We start from the raw sequence: 20,979 nt of genomic DNA, 5'->3' as shown, positions 1-20,979 counted from the left end.
TGCAGCTATTGCGCATAGACCTCCTCCCCTGCATGATGCCTCAAGCGCAGACATTACCAGGACAGGAACAAGAACACCTTGAAGCTCGAGCGCAGACACAGTCTTTCGGTCAGACTTTTACGCCTAGTGCTATTATGGGCACTACTGGTGGGTGTAGTGCTGAGCCTGGGTCAAATCAGTTTTGATCTGCGCAAAGAACGCCTACAGATTGATAGCACCGCCGAGCAAATCCTCGCCATGTCGGAGGACCCGGCCACCCAGGCTGTTTACAGCCTGGACCGAGAAATGGCGTTACAGGTGATTGGCGGGCTGTTTGAGCACCCCGCTGTCCGCTTCGCCTCCATTGGCCACCCGGACGAAACCCAGCTAGCCAGCCGCGAGCGCCCGCTAACCCAAAGCCCCGTGCGCGTCGTCACTGACTGGCTGTTTGGTGTAGAACAGCACTACAGCGTAGGCCTGTTCGGCCGAGAGCCCTACAACGAGTACTACGGTGATTTGCGCATCGTGCTGGACACCGTCCACTACGGACAGGACTTCCTGCAGGACTCCCTGATCATCTTGATTTCCGGTGTACTACGCGCTATGGCTATGGCATTGGCGCTGTACCTGCTGTATCACCTGCTGCTCACCAAGCCGCTGGCGGCAATCATCGAGCGTATCAGCGACATCAATCCAGACCATCCAGGCAAAATGCACATCCCCATGCTGCCGGGCCAGGAGAAGAACGAACTCGGTCTCTGGATCATCAAGGCCAACGAGCTGCTTGAGTCAATCGAGCGCAACAGTAGCCGGCGCCGCGAAGCCGAAGCGAATCTGCTGCACATGGCCCAACACGACCACCTCACAGGGCTGCCAAACCGCAGCATGCTGCAGGAACAGCTAGGTCGTATTCTGGCCGACGCCGGCCGGCGACAGCGCGGCGTTGCAGTTCTGGTTTGCGGCCTGGATGACTTCAAAGAGATCAACGAGCAATTCAGCTACCAATCCGGCGACAGCCTGCTGGTTACCGTCGCCGATCGCCTGCGCGCCAACAGCGGACGCCTGGGCAGCCTGGCTCGCCTGGGCGGCGACCAGTTCGCACTGGTACAAACCGGCGTCGGCGAGCCCTACGAGGCAGCCGAGCTGGCACAAACCATTCTTGACGACCTTGGCCGTACTTTCGAGATTGGCGAACACTCGGTCAGCCTGCGCGCCACCATCGGCATCACCCTGTTCCCCGACGACGGTGACAACGCCGAAAAGCTGCTGCAGAAAGCCGAACAAACCATGATGCTGGCCAAAGCGCGCTCACGTAACCGCTACCAGTTCTATATCGCCAGCCTGGATAGCGAGATGCGCGTACGCCGCGAGCTGGACAAGGAGCTGCGCGGCGCACTGGATCGCAATGAATTTCATCTGGTATACCAGCCTCAGGTGTCGTTCGAAGATCACCGGGTAGTCGGGGTAGAAGCCCTGCTGCGCTGGCACCACCCGGAGCGCGGTCTGGTACCGCCCGACCTGTTCATTCCGCTGGCCGAACAGAACGGCGCAATCATCAGCATCGGGGAATGGGTCCTGGATCAGTCCTGTCGCCAGCTGCGTCTCTGGCATGACACAGGTATGACCGACCTGCGCATGGCAGTTAACCTCTCAACCGTCCAACTTCACCACAGCGAACTGTCGCGCATGGTGACCAACCTCATACAACGCTACAAACTGCCCCCGCGCTGCCTGGAGATGGAGGTGACCGAGACCGGCTTGATGGAAGATATCGCTGCCGCCGCGGGTCACCTGAACAGCCTCAAGAAGGCCGGAGTGCAGATTGCCATCGACGACTTCGGAACCGGCTACTCATCGCTCAGCTATCTGCGAGGCCTGCCCCTAGACAAGATCAAGATTGATCGCAGCTTTGTCCAGGACGTTCTAGTGGACGAGGACGATGCCACCATCGTGCGCGCCATCATTCAACTGGGGCGCAGCCTCAATATGCAGGTCATTGCCGAAGGGGTGGAGTCCGCCGAGCAAGAAGCCTACATCACCGCCCAAGGCTGCAACGAGGGTCAGGGTTACTACTACAGTCGCCCATTGTCGGCCTCGGCATTCGACGACTGGGTTCGCAGCTACAACGCCTCACGACCACAACAGCAAGTAACACAGTAAGGGATGCGGTATTGCGCCTAGCCTGGCCAGAACATGGCCTCTGGCAAGCAAATGAACAATGCGGCAACAGCCCCTAGGCCAGCCAGAACCAGCAAGCCAGCGGCATGCTGACACCTAGTCCGAGCATGCACCAGACCGCACCGCGCCGCATGCGGCGGCTCAAATCCTCTTCATGGTGATCTGACAAGATGAACGGCAAGCCATAGCGTGCAGGCTTGGCCAAGACATGCACCACAGGCTGGCGCCCCTCTACCCGCGCCAAGCGCTCGGCCTCACGACCGGCCGCGGCGCGCACTTGCTGCCACTCCTGCAGGTCGATCTGGCCGTCAGCGTTACGATCAAAACGTGCCAGCAGATCATCATAATCGGCCTTCCAGCCGCTGATTACCTGACGCGCAATAGCCTGCTGATCAATCGCTTCACGACCACCTCCGCGACTTTCGAACCAGCCGAGCGCGTACAGCATCTCGCCCTCGGAAAACCATTCCTCGGTGTAACGGTATCGACTACCAAGCAACCCCGCCAAAAAGCCGGTACGCACATTGCGGCCCGCCGGCCAGCGCTGACTACCTTCCCAGCGCCGCCGCTGGCGCGGATGCACGTCTGCCCCCTTGGGCTTGATCCAGCAGCTACCGGTATCGTCGCGTAGCAAGAAAGGACGCTCCGACTCGCCCTTCTCCACCGTACGCCATTCCTTGTTCTTGCCGGTACGCTGATATTCCTCCACGACAAAGCGGTACCACAGACAGTCCACCTCACCCAGCGGCGAGATCAGCGGCTCATGTCCACCGGCGTCCAAGGTTCCCTGCAGCTCGACGAGCCCCTGGGCAGCAGAGCGAATACGTGAGGTAGGAGTGTCTTCCAGCCAACGCGCGCGCCGCCAGCGCCGAAACATCGCCATCAGAAAGAACAACGCCAGCGCGCTGGCGAGGCAACTAAAGATGTAATAAGCAGGCGTGGACAACAGCAGTACGCCATGAACATCAATCACGAAAACAGCGCCCGCACGTCGACATCCGCCGTCTCTTCCTCGCTGAACTGCAGCAGCTCGGCCGCCTTGAAGCCGAACAGACGAGCCAGCAACACCTCCGGGAACTGCTCAATCCGCACGTTGTTGATGTTGACTGCAGCGTTGTATAGCTCGCGCCGGTCAGCGATGCCATTTTCCAGGCCGCTGATGCGCTCGTGCAGGTGCTGAAACGACTCATTGGCCTTCAGCTCAGGGTAGTTCTCAGCCAGCGCAAACAACTGTCCCAAGCCGGCGCGCAACACCGACTCTGCGCGTCCAACACCCTGGACGTCTTCGTCTGCCCGCGCCGACGCCACCGCGCTACGCGCAGCGATCACCCGCTCCAGCGTCTGGCTCTCGTGCGTCATGTAACGGCGACAGGCATCGACCAGCTTGGGCAGCTCGTCATGACGCTGGCGCAGCAGCACGTCGATATTGGACCAGGCCTGACTGACCGCGTGTTTCACGCTGACCAGCTGGTTGTACAACATGATCGCGTACAACAACACCACACCCAACACCACCAGCACGATAACCGTCGTCAGTTCCATCACCCATCTCCTTTGGTAATTAACGCGCACAGCTGCGCAGGCACAGGCCACACTATAAAGGAAGCCCTGATTAATTCCACAGGCGCCGGCGCACGCAAAAACATCGCGCTCCGCAACGTGGAACGCAGCACACAAGAAGAAAGAACTTGGTCAGCGCTGACTAATGCCAGCTGCCGCTGCGAGGCGTTTTTTTCAGGAAGGATAAGCAGGCAGGAATATTCCGGGGCCGCCAACAGACGGCCCCGGCTAGCTTACTGGAACAGCGACTCGCCGGTCAGACCGTGCTGCTCGAGGATGTCACGCAGGCGTTTGAGGGCCTCGACCTGAATCTGTCGTACCCGCTCACGGGTCAGACCGATCTCACGCCCCACCTCCTCCAGCGTGCTGCTTTCATGACCACGCAAACCAAACCGCCGGGTCACCACCTCGCACTGCTTCTCGGTCAGCTCACCCAGCCACTGGTCAATGCTCGCGTTGAGGTCATCATCCTGCAGCAGGTCACAGGGGTCGCCACCTTGATCGTCGGTGAGCGTATCCAGCAGGGTCTTGTCAGAATCTGGGCCCAGAGACATGTCTACCGAGGCCACTCGCTCATTCAGGCCGAGCATGCGCTTGACGTCTTCAACCGGCTTGTCGAGCAAATGAGCGATTTCTTCTGGAGAGGGTTCGTGATCAAGCTTCTGCGTCAGCTCACGGGCCGCGCGCAGGTAGATATTCAGCTCTTTCACCACATGGATCGGCAAGCGAATGGTGCGCGTCTGGTTCATAATCGCGCGCTCAATGGTCTGCCGAATCCACCAGGTCGCGTAGGTCGAAAAGCGGAAGCCACGCTCGGGGTCAAATTTCTCCACCGCACGAATCAGCCCCAGGTTACCCTCCTCGATCAAGTCGAGCAGCGTCAGCCCGCGATTCACGTAGCGTCGCGCAATCTTCACCACCAAGCGCAAGTTGCTTTCAATCATGCGCTTGCGGCCAGCCGGATCCCCTTTCTGCGCCAGGCGGGCAAAATGCACCTCTTCTTCAGGTGTCAACAGCGGGGAAAAACCGATTTCATTCAGATAGAGCTGAGTAGCATCCAGCTCCTTGGTAAACTCGAAGGCGTTCTCCCGGCGGTGATTGCGCGGGGTAACACGCTGGGGACGTTCGACGGATACGGGCATTCCTTGCACCTCCTCATCAACCTTGATGTCGCTCTGCGATAGCCTACTACCTGCTGCCAAGCTTTGCTCTGGCGGTTTCTTATTTTTGACTGCCATATGCGCGCCCCAAATATCAGAAAAACGCGGTATCTCAACAGCCGCAGCACTGACCCGATCCCGGCGTGCACTTCGCGACTGCGCTGGACTGCCAATCGAACCTTTTTCAGCAGACTGCCTGCCGAAAATGACAGAACGATGTCAGACCTGACTACACCTTAGCATCAAGATCGAGGTAAATACGCCAACGGGTCTACAGGTTGCCCCTTACGTCTGATCTCAAAATGCAACTTGACGCGATCAGTTCCGCTACTGCCCATTTCAGCTATTACCTGACCAACCTTGACCTGATCCCCTTCCTTCACCAGCAAACGACTGTTGTGTGCGTAAGCACTGAGGAAAGTCTCGTCATGCTTGATGATGATCATGTCACCATAGCCGATCAATCCTCGCCCTGCGTACACCACGGCGCCGTCAGCTGCTGCTTTCACAGGCTCACCCAATTGCCCGGCAATATCAATCCCTTTATTCAAACTACCGTTTGACTGAAATCGAGCCACCAAGGTACCCCGCGCCGGCCAACTCCAGCCCGCTGCGCTAACCGGTCCAGGCGCGATAACCGGCGCTGTGGTCGGGGAGCTGGTGGTACTGGCAGTGCTGGCCGGCGCCCGGGTGGTGGGCGCGCTCGGTGTGCTAGCAGGGGTGCTGCGGGCAGGAGCGGAGGTAACAACCGGATTGCTGGTCACCGGAGCGGGCCGCGCAGGAGTGCTTGGGGCTGGCGTGCGGGCACGCGCGCTGGATCCACTGGCCAGGCTGATACGCTGGCCAGGGTAAATGGTATAGGGCGCACGCAGGTTGTTCCTGCTGGCGAGTTCTTTCCAGTCCCAGCCATAACGAAAGGCGATCTGGTACAGGGTCTCGCCACGCTGCACGGTGTGGGCACCGGTCGTGACAGATTGCGCACGCTGGCCGCCGCGACCGCGATCATCAATCGGCACGGTACCCGACGGACCGGCGCAGGCAGCCAGTATGGCCGCCAGTAATACTACTGCGGCACCCCTGGCCCGTTCAGCGGCCCAGCACCCCTCTCGCACACACCGCCCCATTCCAGGTTGGCTCCCGTTCAGTATCGCCTGCAGGGTTCGCGTCGGCAGCAGCACCTAAGCTGAAGCGCGCCGTCCCCACCACTCCAATGCCAACACTAATACCACGCCAAGCACCATCAATGCCAATCCAGCCTGCCAGAGCGAAGGCTCTCCTGTCAGTTGACTATATTGCTGCGGCCAGAGGTTGGTCTCAGTCAACGGTACCTGCTCACCGTGGCTGTTGGTGCGCCAGGACAAGGCTTGTTTCCAGGGCCAGACCTTGTTCAGCGAGCCGACCAGCAGACCGGTGAGAAAAGCCAGGGTCACGTTACGGGCGTGCTTGAGCAGCCATGACAGCAGGCGCGAAAAGCTCAGCAGGCCTGTGACACAGCCCAGCGCGAACAGCCCCAACAGGCCAGCATCCAGGTTTTTTACCGCCTGCAGAACACCGGTGTACAGGCCCAGCAACAGCAGGATAAAGCTGCCGGAAATGCCCGGAAGAATCATCGCGCAGATGGCGATAGCCCCCCCGATAAAGAGATTCAGTGGCGTAACGCTCAAACTGAGGGGCGCAGCCACTGTGATCAGGTAGGCAAAGAGCGCGCCACCCAACGCAGCCACTAGGGTCCAAAGGTTCCAGCGGCTGATCTCACGGCCGACCAGGTACACCGAGACAACAATCAGCCCGAAGAAAAAAGACCAGACCAGCAAGCCATGCTGCTCCAGCAAGTAGGTAATCAGGCGCGCCAGCGAGACGATACTGCACAGAATGCCGGCCAGTAGGGTAAACAGAAAGGCGCCGTCGATGGCCTTCCAGGTTTCGACAAAGCGCCCGCGCAGCAGCCAGATCACCTTGTCTGGTGTACAGGCAGCAATCGCAGCAAGTAGCCGGTCATAAATGCCGGAAATGAACGCGATGGTGCCGCCCGAGACACCGGGCACGACATCGGCAGCCCCCATGGCCACGCCACGCAGAAAGATAAACAGGTATTCCTTCACAGAGGGTCCTTGCTGGCTGAGGTCAGGAGTGGATGGCGCCGGCCAGCAACGGTACAAAACGCACCGGCTCAACCTGCTGATGGATAAATTCGTCGCCCTGGCGCACCACCAGCATCAAATGCTGCTCGTGCTCTCCAACCGGGATTACCAGACGGCCGCCATCGGCCAACTGGCCCAACAGCTCGCGCGGTATTTCAGCCGGCGCGGCGGTAACCAGAATGGCGTCATAGGGCCCGTACTGGGGCCAGCCCCAGTTACCGTCGGCGTGACGAAACACCACGTTACGGATATCAATGTCGCGCAGCACATTCTTGGCGCGCTCTTGCAGAGGATAGATGCGCTCAACGCTGAACACCCGCTCCACCACCTGCGCGAGAATTGCCGTCTGGTAACCAGAACCGGTGCCCACTTCCATAACCTTGTCGAGCGGCCCGCCGCCGAGCAGCAACTCGGTCATGCGCGCCACAATATATGGCTGCGACAGCGTCTGGTTATGGCCGATCGGCAGGGCGGTATCTTCGTAGGCGCGGTGCGCCAGCGCCTCGTCCACAAACAGATGGCGAGGGGTACGGCGTATGGCTTCGAGCACGTGCAGGTTGCGAATACCCTCTTCAAACAGGCGCTCGAGAAGCCGCTCGCGGGTGCGCTGAGAGGTCATGCCGATGCCGGCGCGGTAGAGGTCGTCGCGTACCATGGTCTATCAGCCCAACTCACCCAGCCAGTGTTCCAGGTGATCAAACACCTCATAAAGGGTCTTATCGACACGCAGCGGTGTCACCGACACGTACCCTTGCATGATGGCGTGAAAATCGGTGCCCTCACCGCCATCTTCGGCGTCGCCGGCTACCGAGATCCAGTAACCTTCCTTGCCGCGCGGATCGACCCACTTGATCGGCCTGGCGGCGCGCGCCCGGTGGCCCAGGCGGGTCAGGCGCACACCTTTGATATGTTCCAGCGGCAGGTTGGGCACGTTGACATTGAGCACCGTGCGCGGCGGCAGATCCAGCTGATCGTGCGCCTCGACCATCTTGCGGGCAAAGTACGCAGCGCTCGGCAGATTATCGGCCTGGCGGCCAGTCAACGAAAAGGCCATGGCCGGGCGCGTCAGAAAGCGGCCTTCCAGCGCGGCGGCCACAGTGCCGGAATACAGCACGTCATCGCCCAGGTTGGCACCGAGGTTGATACCGGACACCACCATGTCGATGCTGTCTTCAAACAGCGCGTTCAGGCCCAGGTGCACACAGTCGGTCGGCGTGCCATTGACCCCGATATAGCCGTTGTCCAGGGTGAACGGACGCAGCGGCCGGTCCAGACTCAGGGCGCTACTGGCACCACTGCGGTCTTCGGCCGGAGCCACCACCACACAATCGGCATAATCGGCCAGCGCGCCGTGCAGGGACTTGATGCCCGGCGCCAGCACACCATCATCGTTGGCAATCAGAATTCGCATCAGATCTCACTTTCCAGTCCGCCACCCGGGGCGCTGGAGAGGTCCAGCAGCTCATGCAGCAACGCCGTGGCGAAGCAGCCGGTAGGCAGGGTAAATTCCAGTTCAAGACAATCGGTCGACGGATAATGCCACGTCAGACCGCCAATGGGGAGGCGTAAAATCCGCCGCGCCTGCTCCAGACCCGCCCCTTCCAGCCAGGCCGCGAGCTGCGGTTCGTCGTCGGCCACCTGCTGTTCAAGCTGCGCCGTTTGCGCTGTGCTGGCCAGCGTGCCTGCGCCCCAGAGCGACGCCGTGGGATGCAGATCAAGCGCCGCCGGCCGTGGATCATCTGCGGCCAATTCACTGGCCGGAAAGTGGCTGCGACTGTCGGTAAACGCCAAACAGTCACCTGGCAGAATGCAGTTCCAGCTGCCGTCGGCAACCCGCGCTGCCAGCATGCGGTTAAACAGCAGGCTGCGCGCCGTGGACAGCAGTCGCGAGCGGGTGCCACGGGCTGGCGGATAACCGCCCTGCTCTGCCCAGCGACGCGCGTCATGTAGATTGCCGCCGTCACGACCAAAGCGCTGCGGGCCAAAATAATTAGGCACACCCTGGCGGGCAATAATCTGTAACCGCTCATCCAAACGCGACCGGTCTGCGGCCAGATCAGTCAGGCGAATAAAAAAGCCATTGGCACTGTGGGCACCGCGTTGCAGCTTGCGCTGGTGGCGGCTCTGCTCCAGGCAGCGCAGCTGGTCATTCCAAAGCGCGCTGAAGTCAGGATCAGCCCGGCCCGGCAGCTGCAAACTGAACCATTGACGGGTCACCGCCTGACGATCCTTCAGGCCGGCGTAACTGACGTTGCGCAGCGAAATACCCGCCGAACGGGCCAGCTTGCGAGCGACCTCTTCAGTATTCAGACCGCGCTTTTCCAGCAGCAGCCAGAGGTGCTCACCGGCACCGCTGAGCGCGATATCCAGCACTTCGGTCACCCGAAAGTCCTCAGGTGTTGCCTTCAGTGTTGCGCGGCCGCAACTGTCACCCCAGGCACGCGGCCCCAGCAGCGCCTCAGACATCAGCCAGCAACAACGCAACAGCGTGCGCAGCGATACCTTCTTCGCGCCCGACAAAGCCCAATTTTTCAGTAGTGGTCGCCTTGACGTTGACTTGATCCAGCGCAACGCCCAGATCCGCCGCAATCCGCTCGCGCATCAGCGGAATATGCGCGGCCATCTTCGGGCGCTGAGCAACAATGGTGGCGTCGACGTTGCCGACCCTCCAGCCGCGCTCGCGCAGCAACCCCATGACATGACGCAATAGCGCTCGGCTGTCGGCGCCCTTGAACTCAGGGTCGGTATCAGGAAAGTGCTGACCAATATCGCCCAAGGCCGCGGCACCAAGCAGCGCATCGGACAACGCGTGCAACAGCACATCACCGTCTGAATGGGCCACCAGACCGTGATTGTGTGCAATCTGCACCCCGCCAATAGTGATGAAATCGCCATCACCAAAGCGGTGAACGTCGTAGCCATGGCCAATGCGCATAGTGAGTCTCCGGTCAGTCGATGGCGGCGATTCTACCGCCTCGACATGACAGGGAACAGGCCGGAGTCAGTCTGCTACAGGCCCAACGCCGCAGCATGATGACGCAGGTGGTCATCAATAAAGCTGGCAATGAAGTAGTAGCTGTGGTCGTAGCCGGGCTGACGGCGCAGGGTCAGCGGATGGCCCGCCGCAGCGGCCGCCGCCTCCAGCGCCTCAGGCTTGAGCTGCTCAGCCAGGAAGTTGTCGGACTCGCCCTGGTCCACCAGCAGCGGCAAACGCTCGCTCGCCCCGCCCAGCAACTCGCAGGTGTCCCAGGCTTTCCAGGCCGCCCGATCACTGCCCAGATACTGCCCCAGCGCCTTGTGCCCCCAAGGGCAGTCGCTCGGGTTGCTGATCGGCGCAAACGCCGAGACCGAGCGGTAGCGACCGGGATTTTTCAGGGCACAGATCAGCGCACCGTGGCCACCCATCGAGTGACCGCTGATTGAGCGCTGATCCGATACCGGGAAGTGCTCCTCGATCAGCCCCGGCAGCTCCTGCACGACGTAGTCGTACATGCGGTAGTGCTGCGCCCACGGCTGCTCGGTGGCGTTGACGTAAAAGCCCGCGCCCAGACCGAAGTCATAGGCACCGTCGGCGTCGTCCGGCACGCCCTCGCCACGCGGGCTGGTGTCCGGCGCAACAATGACCATACCCAGCTCGGCAGCCAGCCGCTGCGCGCCGGCTTTTTGCATGAAATTCTCGTCGGTACAGGTCAGCCCCGACAGCCAGTACAGCACCGGCAACGGTTTGCCCTGATCCGCCTGCGGCGGCAGATAGATGCCAAACACCATGTCGCAGTGCAGCACCTGAGAGCGGTGACGATAACGCTTCAGCCAGCCGCCAAAGCTCTTGTTGGCGCTGACCAGTTCAATGTCGTTCATAGGAAACCTCGAAAACAGATAAAAGCCGCCAGAGGCTGGAAGCTGAAGGCTGGAAGCCAGAAGCAGCCCGTGCTACTGGCTCGACCAACTGCTCAACTCTTCAACTTTTAGCCTCTAGCCTTCAGCCTCAAGCCGCTTTTCAAAAATGAATGACCGTCCGAATGCTCTTACCCTCGTGCATCAGCTCAAAGGCGTCATTGATCTGCTCCAGGCCCATGGTGTGGGTGATAAAGCTGTCCAGCGGGATTTCACCTTTCTGGGACTTTTCGACATAACTCGGCAGCTCGGTGCGGCCCTTGACGCCACCGAAGGCGCTGCCGCGCCAGACGCGACCGGTGACCAGTTGGAACGGACGGGTGCTGATCTCGGCGCCAGCCGGGGCCACACCGATGATGGTCGATTCACCCCAGCCCTTGTGACAGCACTCCAGCGCTGCACGCATCAGTTGTACGTTGCCGATACACTCAAAGCTGTAGTCAACGCCGCCATCGGTCATGTCGACGATGACTTCCTGAATCGGCTTGTCGTAGTCCTTCGGATTGACGAATTCGGTCAGACCCAGCTCGCGAGCGATGCCTTCCTTGCCCGGGTTGATATCGATACCAATGATGCGGCTGGCACCGGCCATCTTGGCGCCGATGATGGCAGCCAGACCAATGCCGCCCAGACCGAAGATAGCAACGGTCGCGCCGGCCTCTACCTTCGCGGTGTTCAGCACCGCACCAATACCGGTAGTAACGCCACAGCCCAGCAGACAGACCTTCTCCAGCGGCGCTTCCTTCGGAATCACAGCAACCGAGACTTCCGGCAGTACGGTGTACTCGGAGAAGGTGGAGCAGCCCATGTAGTGATAGATCGGCTCACCGTTATAGCTGAAGCGGCTGGTGCCGTCGGGCATCACGCCTTTACCCTGGGTGGTGCGCACGGAGCTGCACAGGTTGGTTTTCTGGGACTTGCAGAACTTGCACTCGCCACACTCGGCGGTATACAGCGGAATCACATGGTCGCCCACCTGGACCGAGGTAACACCCTCGCCCACCGCCTCAACAATGCCGCCACCCTCATGTCCAAGGATGCACGGGAAAACACCCTCGCTGTCCTGACCAGACAGGGTGTAGGCATCGGTGTGGCAAACACCGGTGGCAATGATGCGAATCAGCACTTCGCCGGCCTGCGGCGGCGCCACATCCACTTCAACAATCTGCAGGGGTTCATTCGGCGCAAAGGCCACAGCGGCGCGGGACTTGATCATAGGACTCTCCATTGAGTGAGGTAATCACAGGTAGGCAAGTGTAGTAGAGAGTGGTTTCGTGGATAATCCCTCACCAGACAAAACATTATTGCCAAGCAGGGATAATCAGGAGTGAGTGGGTATGAGTGACTGGGAGGGTATCGACGAGTTTGTAGCCGTGGCCGAGACCGGACACTTCACCGGCGCAGCCTCTCGCCTGGGCGTATCCTCCTCCCACGTCAGCCGTCAGGTGGCCCGGCTTGAGGACCGCTTGCAGAGCCGCCTGTTCTACCGCAGTACCCGTCGCGTCAGCCTGACCGAAGCCGGCCAGACCTTTCTGCAGCACTGCCAGCGCCTGATTGACGCCCGCGACGAAGCGCTGCAGGCCATCACTGATCTGGGCAGCGAACCCAAAGGCCTGCTGCGCATGACCTGCGCCGTGGCCTACGGCGAAAGCTTCATCATGCCCATCGTCAACGACTTCATGCAGCAGTACCCGCAACTGCGCGTGGAAATGACGCTGACCAATCAGACGCTGGATCTGCTGCATGGCAGCTATGATCTGGCCATTCGCCTCGGCCGGCTACAGGACTCCAGCCTGATTGCCACTCGCATCGCTCCGCGGCATATGTACCTGTGCGCCGCACCATCCTATCTGGAGCGCTTTGGCGCGCCGCACAGCCTGTCCGAACTGCCGCGACACAACTGCCTGATCGGCAGCACCGACGTCTGGACCTTCCAACAGCGCGGTCGAGAACTACCGGTTCGCGTGCAGGGCAACTGGCGCTGCAACAGTGGCCAGGCGGTACTGGATGCCGCGCTACGCGGCTTCGGTCTGTGCCAGCTGCCCGACTACTACGTGCAAGGCCACCTGCGTAGCGGTGCCTTGCGCGCCCTGCTGCCTCAGCACCAGCCGCCGCATACCGCCGTCTGGGCGCTGTATCCGCAACAGCGGCACCTCTCACCCAAGGTGCGTCAACTGGTTGACCACCTCAAACGCGGCCTGGCCGAGCGCCCGGAATACAGCGCACCCTGACAGCGCACCCTGACAGCGCACTAAAAAAGGGGCCGAAGCCCCTTTTTCTCAACTCAAATCACGCTATCAATTGATCTGCTGCGCGCGCTGGCGCAGCTCCATATCTGTCTGCATGCGCGACGCGATTTCGTTGTAACGGGGAATATCCATCTCCTCATCCTTGATGGCCTCAACCATCTCTTCCTGGGCATCAAGCTGCATCTGCTGGGCTTCCTGCTGGTCACCCGCATTGCCCAGCTCTTCGGTCAGTTTCTGGCGGATTTCGTTGACCTTCTGCTCCGCTGCAACGAACTTCTCCAGCTCCTCATCGGTCACCGGCGCCGAGGCCGCCTCTGTAGGCGCACCATACTGCTGACCGGCGGTACCGCCAGCGGACTGCGCAACAGCGAACGGGACGCCCGCACTCAGGGTCACAACACACAGGGCGGCAGTCAGTGTTTTCAGATTCGTCATGGTGTTTCTCCTTGGTTGAGTATCACTGGGTCTAGAGCAGAGACCGTGCCACACCCGAACAACACCAATAAGCCATTGTTTTATAAAGCTTAAATTGCAGAAAAACCAACCAAAACGCGGCTCAGCTTGCCTGAATCGCCCACAAAACCGTATCTTTTTTAAACATGAGCAAAAAATATCCGTTCAGATATGACCCATTCTCCTGGCTCGGCATCAGTGGCCTGCAGCGCACGCTACTGCTATTTGTCGTGCTGCCGCTGCTGGTACTCACGGCACTGGGCATACGCTTCGGCCTGGAGCAGGCCAGCCAGTTTCAGCAGCAGCGCCTGAAAGATGACCTGGAGCTGATCGGCCGGGCCATCAGCATCCCTATCGGCGACGCCCTGCGCGAGCACGACGAGCAAGCCATCGAACTCGCACTCGGGTCGGTCTTTATCATTGGTGAGGTGTATGGTGCCTCGGTATTCGACGTCAACGGCGTACGCCTGGCATCGGCGGGCATTACCGAGAGCGACCTGACCCGCACTGCCATTCCCGACCTGATTGTTTCCACCGGCCAAGCCCAGCAGGGCTTCAGCCAGGTCGGCGGACGTCACCTGTTCTCCCACTTTATGCCGCTGCTCGACGCCGGCGGACAAATTCAGGGGCTGATTCAGATAACCCGGCGCGCCAGCGATTTCGGCCGGGCGCTGGATCAACTGGAGATCATCGCCTGGTTGGCGTGGGGCGTGCTGGCGGTCGGTATCCTCTGCGCAGTCATGCTCGGGCACTACGGCGGTATTGGTCGGCATGTTGATCGACTGCTGGAACATATGCAGCGCGTCGCCCAGGGAGATCATGCACACCGGGCAGCGCTGGAGGGGCCAACGGAAGTGGCCGCCTTGGCCGAGGGGCTGAACCAGATGCTCGACAGCATAGAGCAGGCGCACCAGGAGCTGGACCAGCGTCGTGCTGCCGAAACCGGGCTGCTGGCGCAGCTCAAGGATCAGGAAAAAATGGCGGCGATCGGCGGCATGGCGCGCGGGGTCGCGCATGAACTGGGCGCCCCGCTAAGCGTTATTGATGGCCGCGCCCGCCGCCTGCAGCGACAGGTTGGGGATAACGACGCGCAGCACCGCGAGCTGAGCGCCATCCGCGCTCAGGTTAGCCGCCTTACCCACACGGTGCGCCAGTTGCTCGACTACAGCCGCCCCAGCGCTACCGAACCACGAGCGACCTCGCTGCGCCAGGTCCTCGACAGCGCGGTGGCAGCCATTACCCCCGAGCTGGAAGTCAGCGGTCGCCAGCTACAGACCAAGACCGCCAGTCAGCCCCCGCTGCCAACCATCAAAGGCGATCCGGGCCGCCTGGAGCTAGCGCTGCTGAATCTGCTGCGTAATGCCTTACAAGCCAGTGAGCGGCAGCTGCAGGTAACCCTTAGCCAGCAACAAGGCCAGCTGCGCATAGACATTGATGACGACGGCCGCGGCCTGCCCGAGGCCACGCGCGAGCAACTGCTGGAGCCCTTCTTTACCACCAAACCACCGGGCGACGGCACCGGGCTAGGGCTTGCCATCGTCAACACCATCGCCGAAGAGCACGGTGGCGAGCTAGTACTCGGCGACAGCCCGCTGGGCGGCTGCCGGGCCAGCCTGCTGCTACCGATTGATCAAGGGAAAAGCACCGCATGAGCCACACCGAACACCTGCTGCTGGTAGAGGATGATCCGGGCCTGCGCGAACTGCTGCAGGAAGAACTCGAGGCCGAAGGCTACCGCGTCACCGCCTGCGCCAGCGCAGAAGCCGCGCAGCCGCTACTGCAACAGGGCGATATTGATCTGCTGATCAGCGACCTGCGTCTACCCGGCGCCAACGGCCTGAGCCTGCTGCCGGTTGCGCAGAGTTTGAACCCCGCGCCAGCAATGCTGATTATCACCGCCTTTGGCTCGGTACAACAGGCCGTGCAGGCGCTGCAGCAAGGCGCGGACGACTTTCTTACCAAGCCATTGGAAATGGATCATTTCCTGCTCACGACCAGCCGCCTGCTGGAAAACCGCCGTCTGCGCCGCGAAGTACAACGCTATCGCTCGATCATGGCGGTGGAACAGTGTCACGGCATCATCGGCCAGAGCAGCGTGATGCGCCGCCTGTTTCAGGATATCCGCCAGGTTGCCAACGCGGACGGCCCGGTACTTATCCAGGGCGAAAGCGGCACCGGCAAGGAGCTGGTTGCCCGCGCCGTGCACGAGCAAAGCAGCCGCAAAGGCGCCCCGTACATGGTGGTGAACTGCGGCGGCATTCCCAGCGAGCTGATGGAAAGCGAGTTCTTTGGTCACACCGCCGGCGCCTATACCGGCGCCCGCAAGACCCGCGCCGGGCTGTTCCAGCAGGCTGACGGCGGCACCCTGTTGCTGGATGAGATTGGCGAGATGCCGCTGGCCCTGCAGGCCAAGCTGCTGCGCGCCCTGCAGGATGGCAAGGTGCGACCGGTCGGCAGCGATCACGAAATTCAGCTGAACGTTCGCGTGATCGCCGCCACCAACCGCCAACTGACCGACTGTGTAGCTGACGGCAGCTTCCGCGAAGACCTGTTCTATCGCCTCGAAACCTTCACCCTGCAGGTACCCGCGCTGCGTGAGCGAGCCGAAGACATTCACGCCCTGGCCGACTTCTTTCTCACGCGCTTCAACGCCAGACAACAGCGCCACATCAAGGGCTTTGCCGATGACGCCCGCCTGGCCCTGCAGCGCCACCCCTTCCCAGGCAACGTACGCGAGCTACAGAACGCCGTGGAGCGTGCGGCCACCTTCTGCACCGGAGACCTGATCACGCTGAACAATCTGCCGGACCGACTGCGGCAGGCAGAGCAGCAGAATCCGGGCTCACCCGGCGTCCCGCTGCTGGACGAGCTGACCGGCACGGCGCTGGAGCAGCTGCCAAGCCTGGAGACAGTCCAGCGCCAGTACATTCACCAGGTGCTCAGCGCGACCGGCGGCAACAAGCGCCGGGCCGCAGCCATCCTGGGTATCACGCGGCGCACGCTGTACCGCTGGATCGAATGAGCACGGCGGTGCAGGTCAGCCGCTCTCTGGGTTAAAGTAGGTCAGAGGGACTGCACTCCCTCCGCCCTACCCGGCCCAGAAGATAACGTCCGGCAGGCAAGTGAACGAGGCGTCAACAGACCCTACCTATTCCTTCTCAACTCAGGAGCACACTGTGGCAAGCGCCCTGCGGCTGAACACCCTGCTGAACCATCAATTCCAGCCAGATGACCGTCTGCTCGATACCTTGCGCAACGAGCTGAAACTGCTGGACGGCCTGTGCCGCACACTGGGCGTTTCAGAGCTCAGCAGTTTTGTCGACACCACCGCGCTGGAGCTACAGGCCGCTGTGGCGATGCTGGACGATGAAGCGAAAAAGGCCGTGCCGGAACCGGACCCGCAGACCGGTCAGATATGGGGTATTGAGGACGTCAGCTGGCAGCCGGTAGCGACCGGCATGAGCACGCTGGAAGCACTGCAGCACCATCTGCGCAAGTCTCCGCACAGCGGCCTGAACAGCAACAAGGTGCGTGACCTGTTGGGCGAACTGGATTACTGCATCAGCACCCTCGCCCCGCTGGAAGCCGAAGGCGCACAATTTCACCTAGCGGTCGAAGAATCAACCCAACGCTGATCGCCTATCCCCCCAACAGCGCCGCAATGCGCCGCCGAGTCTCAGCCATCAGCTCGGGCAGCTCTGCACGCGTGTAGCTGCCGGCGTCAATTGGCTCACCAATGTGTACCGACACCTGTTGCCCGAGATTGAAGCGCCAGCTGCGCGCCGGCAGCACCTTGTGAATACCGCGGATGGCCACCGGCACAATCACCGCCTCGGTGTCCAACGCGAGATGAAAGCACCCCTTCTTGAACGGCAACAGCTCACCACTGCGCGAGCGCGTGCCCTCCGGGGCAGCCCACAGCACAATGCCTGACTCCATCATCTGCCGGGCCCGCGCCAAATCGGCCAGCGCCTGATCACGCTTGTGGCGGTTGATAGACGGAAACTCCGCCAGGCGCATGGTCAGCCCCAGCACCGGGATGCGATACAACTCCGACTTGGCGAGCATGCGAATGGAGCCTGGCAGCGCCACAAAGCTGACTGGGATATCGTAGTGGCTGGCGTGGGTGCACAAAACGATATAGCGACGACCATCGCTGAAATCCGGCGCCCGCCCCACCACTGCCACCTCAAGGCGCACCAGGCGCAGCAGGGCGCCAGCCCAGCCACGGGTGTAACTATCCACCCGGGCACGATCAAGGCGCCGCAGCGCTGCGCGCCAAAGCACATCCAGACAGTAAGCAAGGGTAACCAGTACGGAGCCAACCACTACGCCAATGCGGCGCAGCAAGGTAGCAGATTCAGTCAGCGAAGCGGAAACAGGCATGCAGGCACTCGTTATTATCGTTGCGCCAGCATGCCACAGTTGCCAGGGAAACGCTGATCAATTCCACGCGGCCTGCGGGGCGATCACACCTCCTCGCTGAGTACGCCCCACTCCCGCAGCTGCGCCAGGCAGGCCGGCACATCGACATCGTCACACTGCTCCGGCTGCAAGAACAGCTGGCCATACTGCTGGTGCACACCGGTACGTAGAAACAGCGCGAGCAGATCCCCGTCGATATGCCGATCCTTGGCCATAAACAACATGATACGCACCGCCTCGGAGAGTGTCTTGGCCGACTTGTAGGGCCGGTCCGCCGCCGTTAGCGCCTCAAAAATGTCGGCAATCGCCAGCACGCGATCCTCCACCCTCAGCTGATCCGCCCCCAGGCGGCGCGGATAGCCGGTGCCATCGAGCTTTTCATGGTGGGTCGCAGCCAGATCCGGCACACCCTTGAGATGCCGCGGAAATGGCAAGGTGCTAAGCATGATCAAGGTCTGCACTATATGCTCATTAATCTTGAAGCGTTCCTCGGCCGTCAGGGTGCCGCGCTGAATCTGCAGGTTGTGCAGCTCACCCAAGTTGAAGCTGTACTCGGGCAGCGCCATATCAAACCCCCAACGGTTGTCGGGGTCATCGGCGGTGACCGGCGGCTTGCGCTCACCCCAGGGCACTTTATGCTCGGGTCGGTCAGCCAGCAGCGCTTCGACCGCCGGCAACTCTTGGCTCGGCACCCCTTCCAGTAGACGCAGCTCTTGATGCGAGAGGCCAAGTCGATTGTCGAAGTGGCGCAACCAGGTTTGCTGACCGATTTCATGCAACTGCTCTATATCAGCCTGCTGCATAAACTCGCCGCCTACGTTGGCCTTGGCGACGGCGGCAAATTCGGCCTGCAGGCGCGTCTGGGTCTGCTCCCGCTCGGCGGCCAGCTGGTCCGCAGGCAAACCTTGCGCCAGGCCCTGCCAGTAGCGCACATCGGCGTCACGCCAGAGCACCTCGAAACGGGTGCGCACCTCGTGAATACGGTTGTAGAGGGTTTCCAACTTGGTGGCCTTGTCGACCACATATTCCGGGCTGGTGATCTTGCCGCAGTCGTGCATCCAGGCCGCGATACGAAAGGCATAGCGCTGCTCGTCGCTCAAACTGAAGTCCGCCAGCGCGCCGGTATCGTCGGCGATCGCGCGGTTAAGCAGCATCTCAGCCAGCTGAGGCACCCGATCACAATGCCCTCCGGTGTAGGGCGACTTGGCATCAATGGCGGTGGCCAGCAGGCGGATCATCGCCTCAAGCAACAACTGCTGATCAGCGAACAGCTGACGCGTCTCGATGGCAACCGCCAGGGTCCCGGACAAGGTGTCTAGAAACTGACGCAGACCGTTGACCTCCGCGCTCGGCAAACTGGGCGACACTTCCACCGCCAGCACCCCAAGCAAAACCTCCTGACGATCACGCAGGGCCAGAGTCAGGTAGCGGTGCTCGCGATCCAGCCTGGTCGCAAGCACACGCGCGGGCCGGTGGAGCAGACTTTCGTCCAACGGCAGAACCTGCGGATAATGATCAGCATTGATACCGCTGGCCAAGCGCAACTCACTCGCCTCTTCGTCACACAAAAACACCGCACCACCGCGCCCCTTGGCCATGTCGATCAGTCGCTCCAGCACCACATCCAGCATGCGTTCCAGGCGGGTTTCACGGCTCAGCGCCAGACTGATCTCCTGAAAGTTATTGATCGCTCCGGCCATGCGCGAGACCGTGGCACTTAGCTCGGAGACCTCGCGAATTCGCGAGCGCACAACGACCTTCTGGCTGAAATCCATATTCGCCAGCAACCCAACCTGATCGGCCAACTGCCTGAGAGGCCCACCCAAACGCTGACCCACTGCCCAGCCAACCAATACCAACAACAGCATGAGCACTAGCGCCCAAATTGCCTGATGGCGAAGAATGGCGACTACCCCAGACAGCATTTCCCTACCCGGCATGGCGATCAGGACACGCCCCTGCTCGCCGCCGATGCGTGCCAGCGGCAGACTGATGACGTACCAGTCGCCATCCTCGCGCGACAGCAACTGCACCTTGGACGGCTCTAGCTCCAACGCGGCAAGCTCACTCAAGACCGGCACCTGCAATTCGTCGATCATCGCCAGGCGCGGCTCGCCATCGCTCTCGCGAACAATCAACCGTTCCAGATCGGGATAAGCCACCACCCGCTGACCGCTGACGATGGCCATCTCGGAACCGGGCGTCAGGTGCATATCGTTCACTTCCACAGCCAGGTCATCTACCGCCGCGTCCAAGCCCAGCACGGCTCCGGTCCACGGGCTGCGCACGGCCATCGTCAAACCGACCTGTCCAGTGGTAAAAAACAGATAGGGCTGGGTCAGCACTATCGAATCAGTATCCTGCGCCAGCTGATACCAGGGCCGCGTACGCGGATCAAAGCGGTATTGTGGCATCGGCCGGCTGCCGAGCTGATGTAACGCGGCATCATAGAACAGCCAGCGACCGTGTATCTGGTCACCATCACGCTCGATTGACTGCACCAGAAACTGTGTAGCATTAGGTAGCTGCAATTTCCTGGTTGCGCCCTCGGGCACCCGCCGCGCCAGGAAGAACTCACCATTGGGATAGCCGGCGTAGACCGCGCTAATAGCCTCGCCGTTGTTTAGCAGCTCGGCCAAGGCAGGTAGGCGACTGAGTCGCTCGCGCAGGGAGTCGGCACTTGCCAGCGGGTCATGCTCCAGCAGCCGCAGTGCATTCTCGCCCGGACTGATCAATCTCCCCGCTCGCTCATCCAGCAGCGAGCCGATTTGTCGCGCCGAGTCAGACGCCGCCGCGACCAGCACAGCGCGTGCGCCGCGGTACCCATGTAACGCGGTGACCGCGAGCATTGCCAATAGACAAACCACAATGGTGGCCGGGATGAGCCCTTGCAGGGAAATCCATGTATGCGCTTTCTTCATCGCCTGGTCCTGACTTCCT

The 20,979-nt window shown here is 61.2% G+C and carries 19 protein-coding genes; 5 read left to right on the top strand and 14 right to left on the bottom strand.

All coding sequences use genetic code 11. The features are described from left to right. The first annotated feature begins 78 nt into the window (after positions 1-78). Entirely contained in the window at positions 79-2,139 is a 2,061-nt protein-coding gene (locus HV822_RS14985) for a putative bifunctional diguanylate cyclase/phosphodiesterase (protein WP_238870954.1), read from the top strand. Positions 2,140-2,212: 73 nt separating this feature from the next. Here HV822_RS14985 and HV822_RS14980 read toward each other — a convergent pair whose 3' ends face one another. The 11 genes from HV822_RS14980 to HV822_RS14930 all read right to left on the bottom strand — a co-directional run bounded on the left by HV822_RS14980 (position 2,213) and on the right by HV822_RS14930 (position 12,128). Then, a complete protein-coding gene (locus HV822_RS14980) occupies positions 2,213-3,130 on the bottom strand; it encodes a GIDE domain-containing protein (protein ID WP_238870953.1) in 918 nt (305 codons plus the stop codon). Beyond that, positions 3,127-3,699: a LemA family protein gene (locus tag HV822_RS14975; RefSeq protein WP_238870952.1), complete on the bottom strand. Its 573-nt coding sequence runs from the start codon at positions 3,697-3,699 to the stop codon at positions 3,127-3,129. Before HV822_RS14975 ends, HV822_RS14980 begins: the two co-directional genes overlap by 4 nt. A gap of 251 nt (positions 3,700-3,950) precedes the next feature. Beyond that, on the bottom strand, positions 3,951-4,859 hold the full coding sequence (gene rpoS / locus HV822_RS14970; RefSeq protein ID WP_396264906.1) for an RNA polymerase sigma factor RpoS: 909 nt from the start codon (positions 4,857-4,859) through the stop codon (positions 3,951-3,953). A gap of 260 nt (positions 4,860-5,119) precedes the next feature. Then, positions 5,120-6,001 carry a peptidoglycan DD-metalloendopeptidase family protein gene (locus tag HV822_RS18245; protein ID WP_238873624.1) on the bottom strand — a complete coding sequence of 294 codons (882 nt, stop codon included), beginning with the start codon at positions 5,999-6,001 and terminating at the stop codon, positions 5,120-5,122. A gap of 54 nt (positions 6,002-6,055) precedes the next feature. Then, a complete protein-coding gene (locus HV822_RS14960; RefSeq protein WP_238870951.1) occupies positions 6,056-6,979 on the bottom strand; it encodes a DUF368 domain-containing protein in 924 nt (307 codons plus the stop codon). A gap of 22 nt (positions 6,980-7,001) precedes the next feature. Next, positions 7,002-7,673, bottom strand: a complete 672-nt coding sequence (locus tag HV822_RS14955) for a protein-L-isoaspartate(D-aspartate) O-methyltransferase (RefSeq protein WP_238870950.1) — start codon at positions 7,671-7,673, stop codon at positions 7,002-7,004. Between the two features lie 6 nt (positions 7,674-7,679). Then, positions 7,680-8,429: a 5'/3'-nucleotidase SurE gene (surE, locus tag HV822_RS14950; protein WP_238870949.1), complete on the bottom strand. Its 750-nt coding sequence runs from the start codon at positions 8,427-8,429 to the stop codon at positions 7,680-7,682. Continuing rightward, the gene (gene truD, locus HV822_RS14945; protein WP_238870948.1) at positions 8,429-9,484 is read right to left on the bottom strand and encodes a tRNA pseudouridine(13) synthase TruD; all 1,056 of its coding nucleotides are present in this window, start codon (positions 9,482-9,484) and stop codon (positions 8,429-8,431) included. The genes surE and truD overlap by 1 nt, the downstream gene beginning before the upstream one ends. Further along, a complete protein-coding gene (gene ispF / locus HV822_RS14940; RefSeq protein ID WP_238870947.1) occupies positions 9,477-9,953 on the bottom strand; it encodes a 2-C-methyl-D-erythritol 2,4-cyclodiphosphate synthase in 477 nt (158 codons plus the stop codon). The genes truD and ispF overlap by 8 nt, the downstream gene beginning before the upstream one ends. 74 nt (positions 9,954-10,027) lie before the next feature. Beyond that, positions 10,028-10,876, bottom strand: a complete 849-nt coding sequence (fghA, locus tag HV822_RS14935; RefSeq protein ID WP_275419379.1) for an S-formylglutathione hydrolase — start codon at positions 10,874-10,876, stop codon at positions 10,028-10,030. A 139-nt stretch (positions 10,877-11,015) separates the two neighbouring features. Then, positions 11,016-12,128, bottom strand: a complete 1,113-nt coding sequence (locus HV822_RS14930; RefSeq protein WP_238870946.1) for an S-(hydroxymethyl)glutathione dehydrogenase/class III alcohol dehydrogenase — start codon at positions 12,126-12,128, stop codon at positions 11,016-11,018. Between the two features lie 121 nt (positions 12,129-12,249). On the opposite strand from HV822_RS14930, the gene HV822_RS14925 reads away from it, so the two are divergent. Continuing rightward, positions 12,250-13,143, top strand: coding sequence for a LysR substrate-binding domain-containing protein (locus HV822_RS14925; RefSeq protein ID WP_238870945.1), 894 nt, complete (start codon positions 12,250-12,252; stop codon positions 13,141-13,143). Positions 13,144-13,209: 66 nt separating this feature from the next. Here HV822_RS14925 and HV822_RS14920 read toward each other — a convergent pair whose 3' ends face one another. Next, positions 13,210-13,596: a DUF4168 domain-containing protein gene (locus HV822_RS14920; protein WP_238870944.1), complete on the bottom strand. Its 387-nt coding sequence runs from the start codon at positions 13,594-13,596 to the stop codon at positions 13,210-13,212. Positions 13,597-13,760: 164 nt separating this feature from the next. Between HV822_RS14920 and HV822_RS14915 the strand changes: the two genes are divergently transcribed. The 3 genes from HV822_RS14915 to HV822_RS14905 all read left to right on the top strand — a co-directional run bounded on the left by HV822_RS14915 (position 13,761) and on the right by HV822_RS14905 (position 17,249). Continuing rightward, complete coding sequence (locus tag HV822_RS14915) at positions 13,761-15,266, top strand: sensor histidine kinase (protein WP_238870943.1); 1,506 nt, start codon at positions 13,761-13,763, stop codon at positions 15,264-15,266. Next, on the top strand, positions 15,263-16,636 hold the full coding sequence (locus tag HV822_RS14910) for a sigma-54-dependent transcriptional regulator (protein ID WP_238870942.1): 1,374 nt from the start codon (positions 15,263-15,265) through the stop codon (positions 16,634-16,636). The genes HV822_RS14915 and HV822_RS14910 overlap by 4 nt, the downstream gene beginning before the upstream one ends. 154 nt (positions 16,637-16,790) lie before the next feature. Then, entirely contained in the window at positions 16,791-17,249 is a 459-nt protein-coding gene (locus HV822_RS14905; protein WP_238870941.1) for a hypothetical protein, read from the top strand. 4 nt (positions 17,250-17,253) lie between these two features. Here HV822_RS14905 and HV822_RS14900 read toward each other — a convergent pair whose 3' ends face one another. Both HV822_RS14900 and HV822_RS14895 read right to left on the bottom strand, forming a co-directional pair. After that, positions 17,254-18,000 carry a lysophospholipid acyltransferase family protein gene (locus HV822_RS14900; protein WP_238870940.1) on the bottom strand — a complete coding sequence of 249 codons (747 nt, stop codon included), beginning with the start codon at positions 17,998-18,000 and terminating at the stop codon, positions 17,254-17,256. Between the two features lie 83 nt (positions 18,001-18,083). Beyond that, on the bottom strand, positions 18,084-20,960 hold the full coding sequence (locus HV822_RS14895; RefSeq protein ID WP_238870939.1) for an HD domain-containing phosphohydrolase: 2,877 nt from the start codon (positions 20,958-20,960) through the stop codon (positions 18,084-18,086). Between the last annotated feature and the right edge of the window lie 19 nt (positions 20,961-20,979).

Origin of the sequence: Halopseudomonas maritima (assembly GCF_021545785.1) — a bacterium.
GTDB lineage: Bacteria > Pseudomonadota > Gammaproteobacteria > Pseudomonadales > Pseudomonadaceae > Halopseudomonas > Halopseudomonas maritima.
This window is presented reverse-complemented; position numbering and strand designations above follow the sequence as displayed.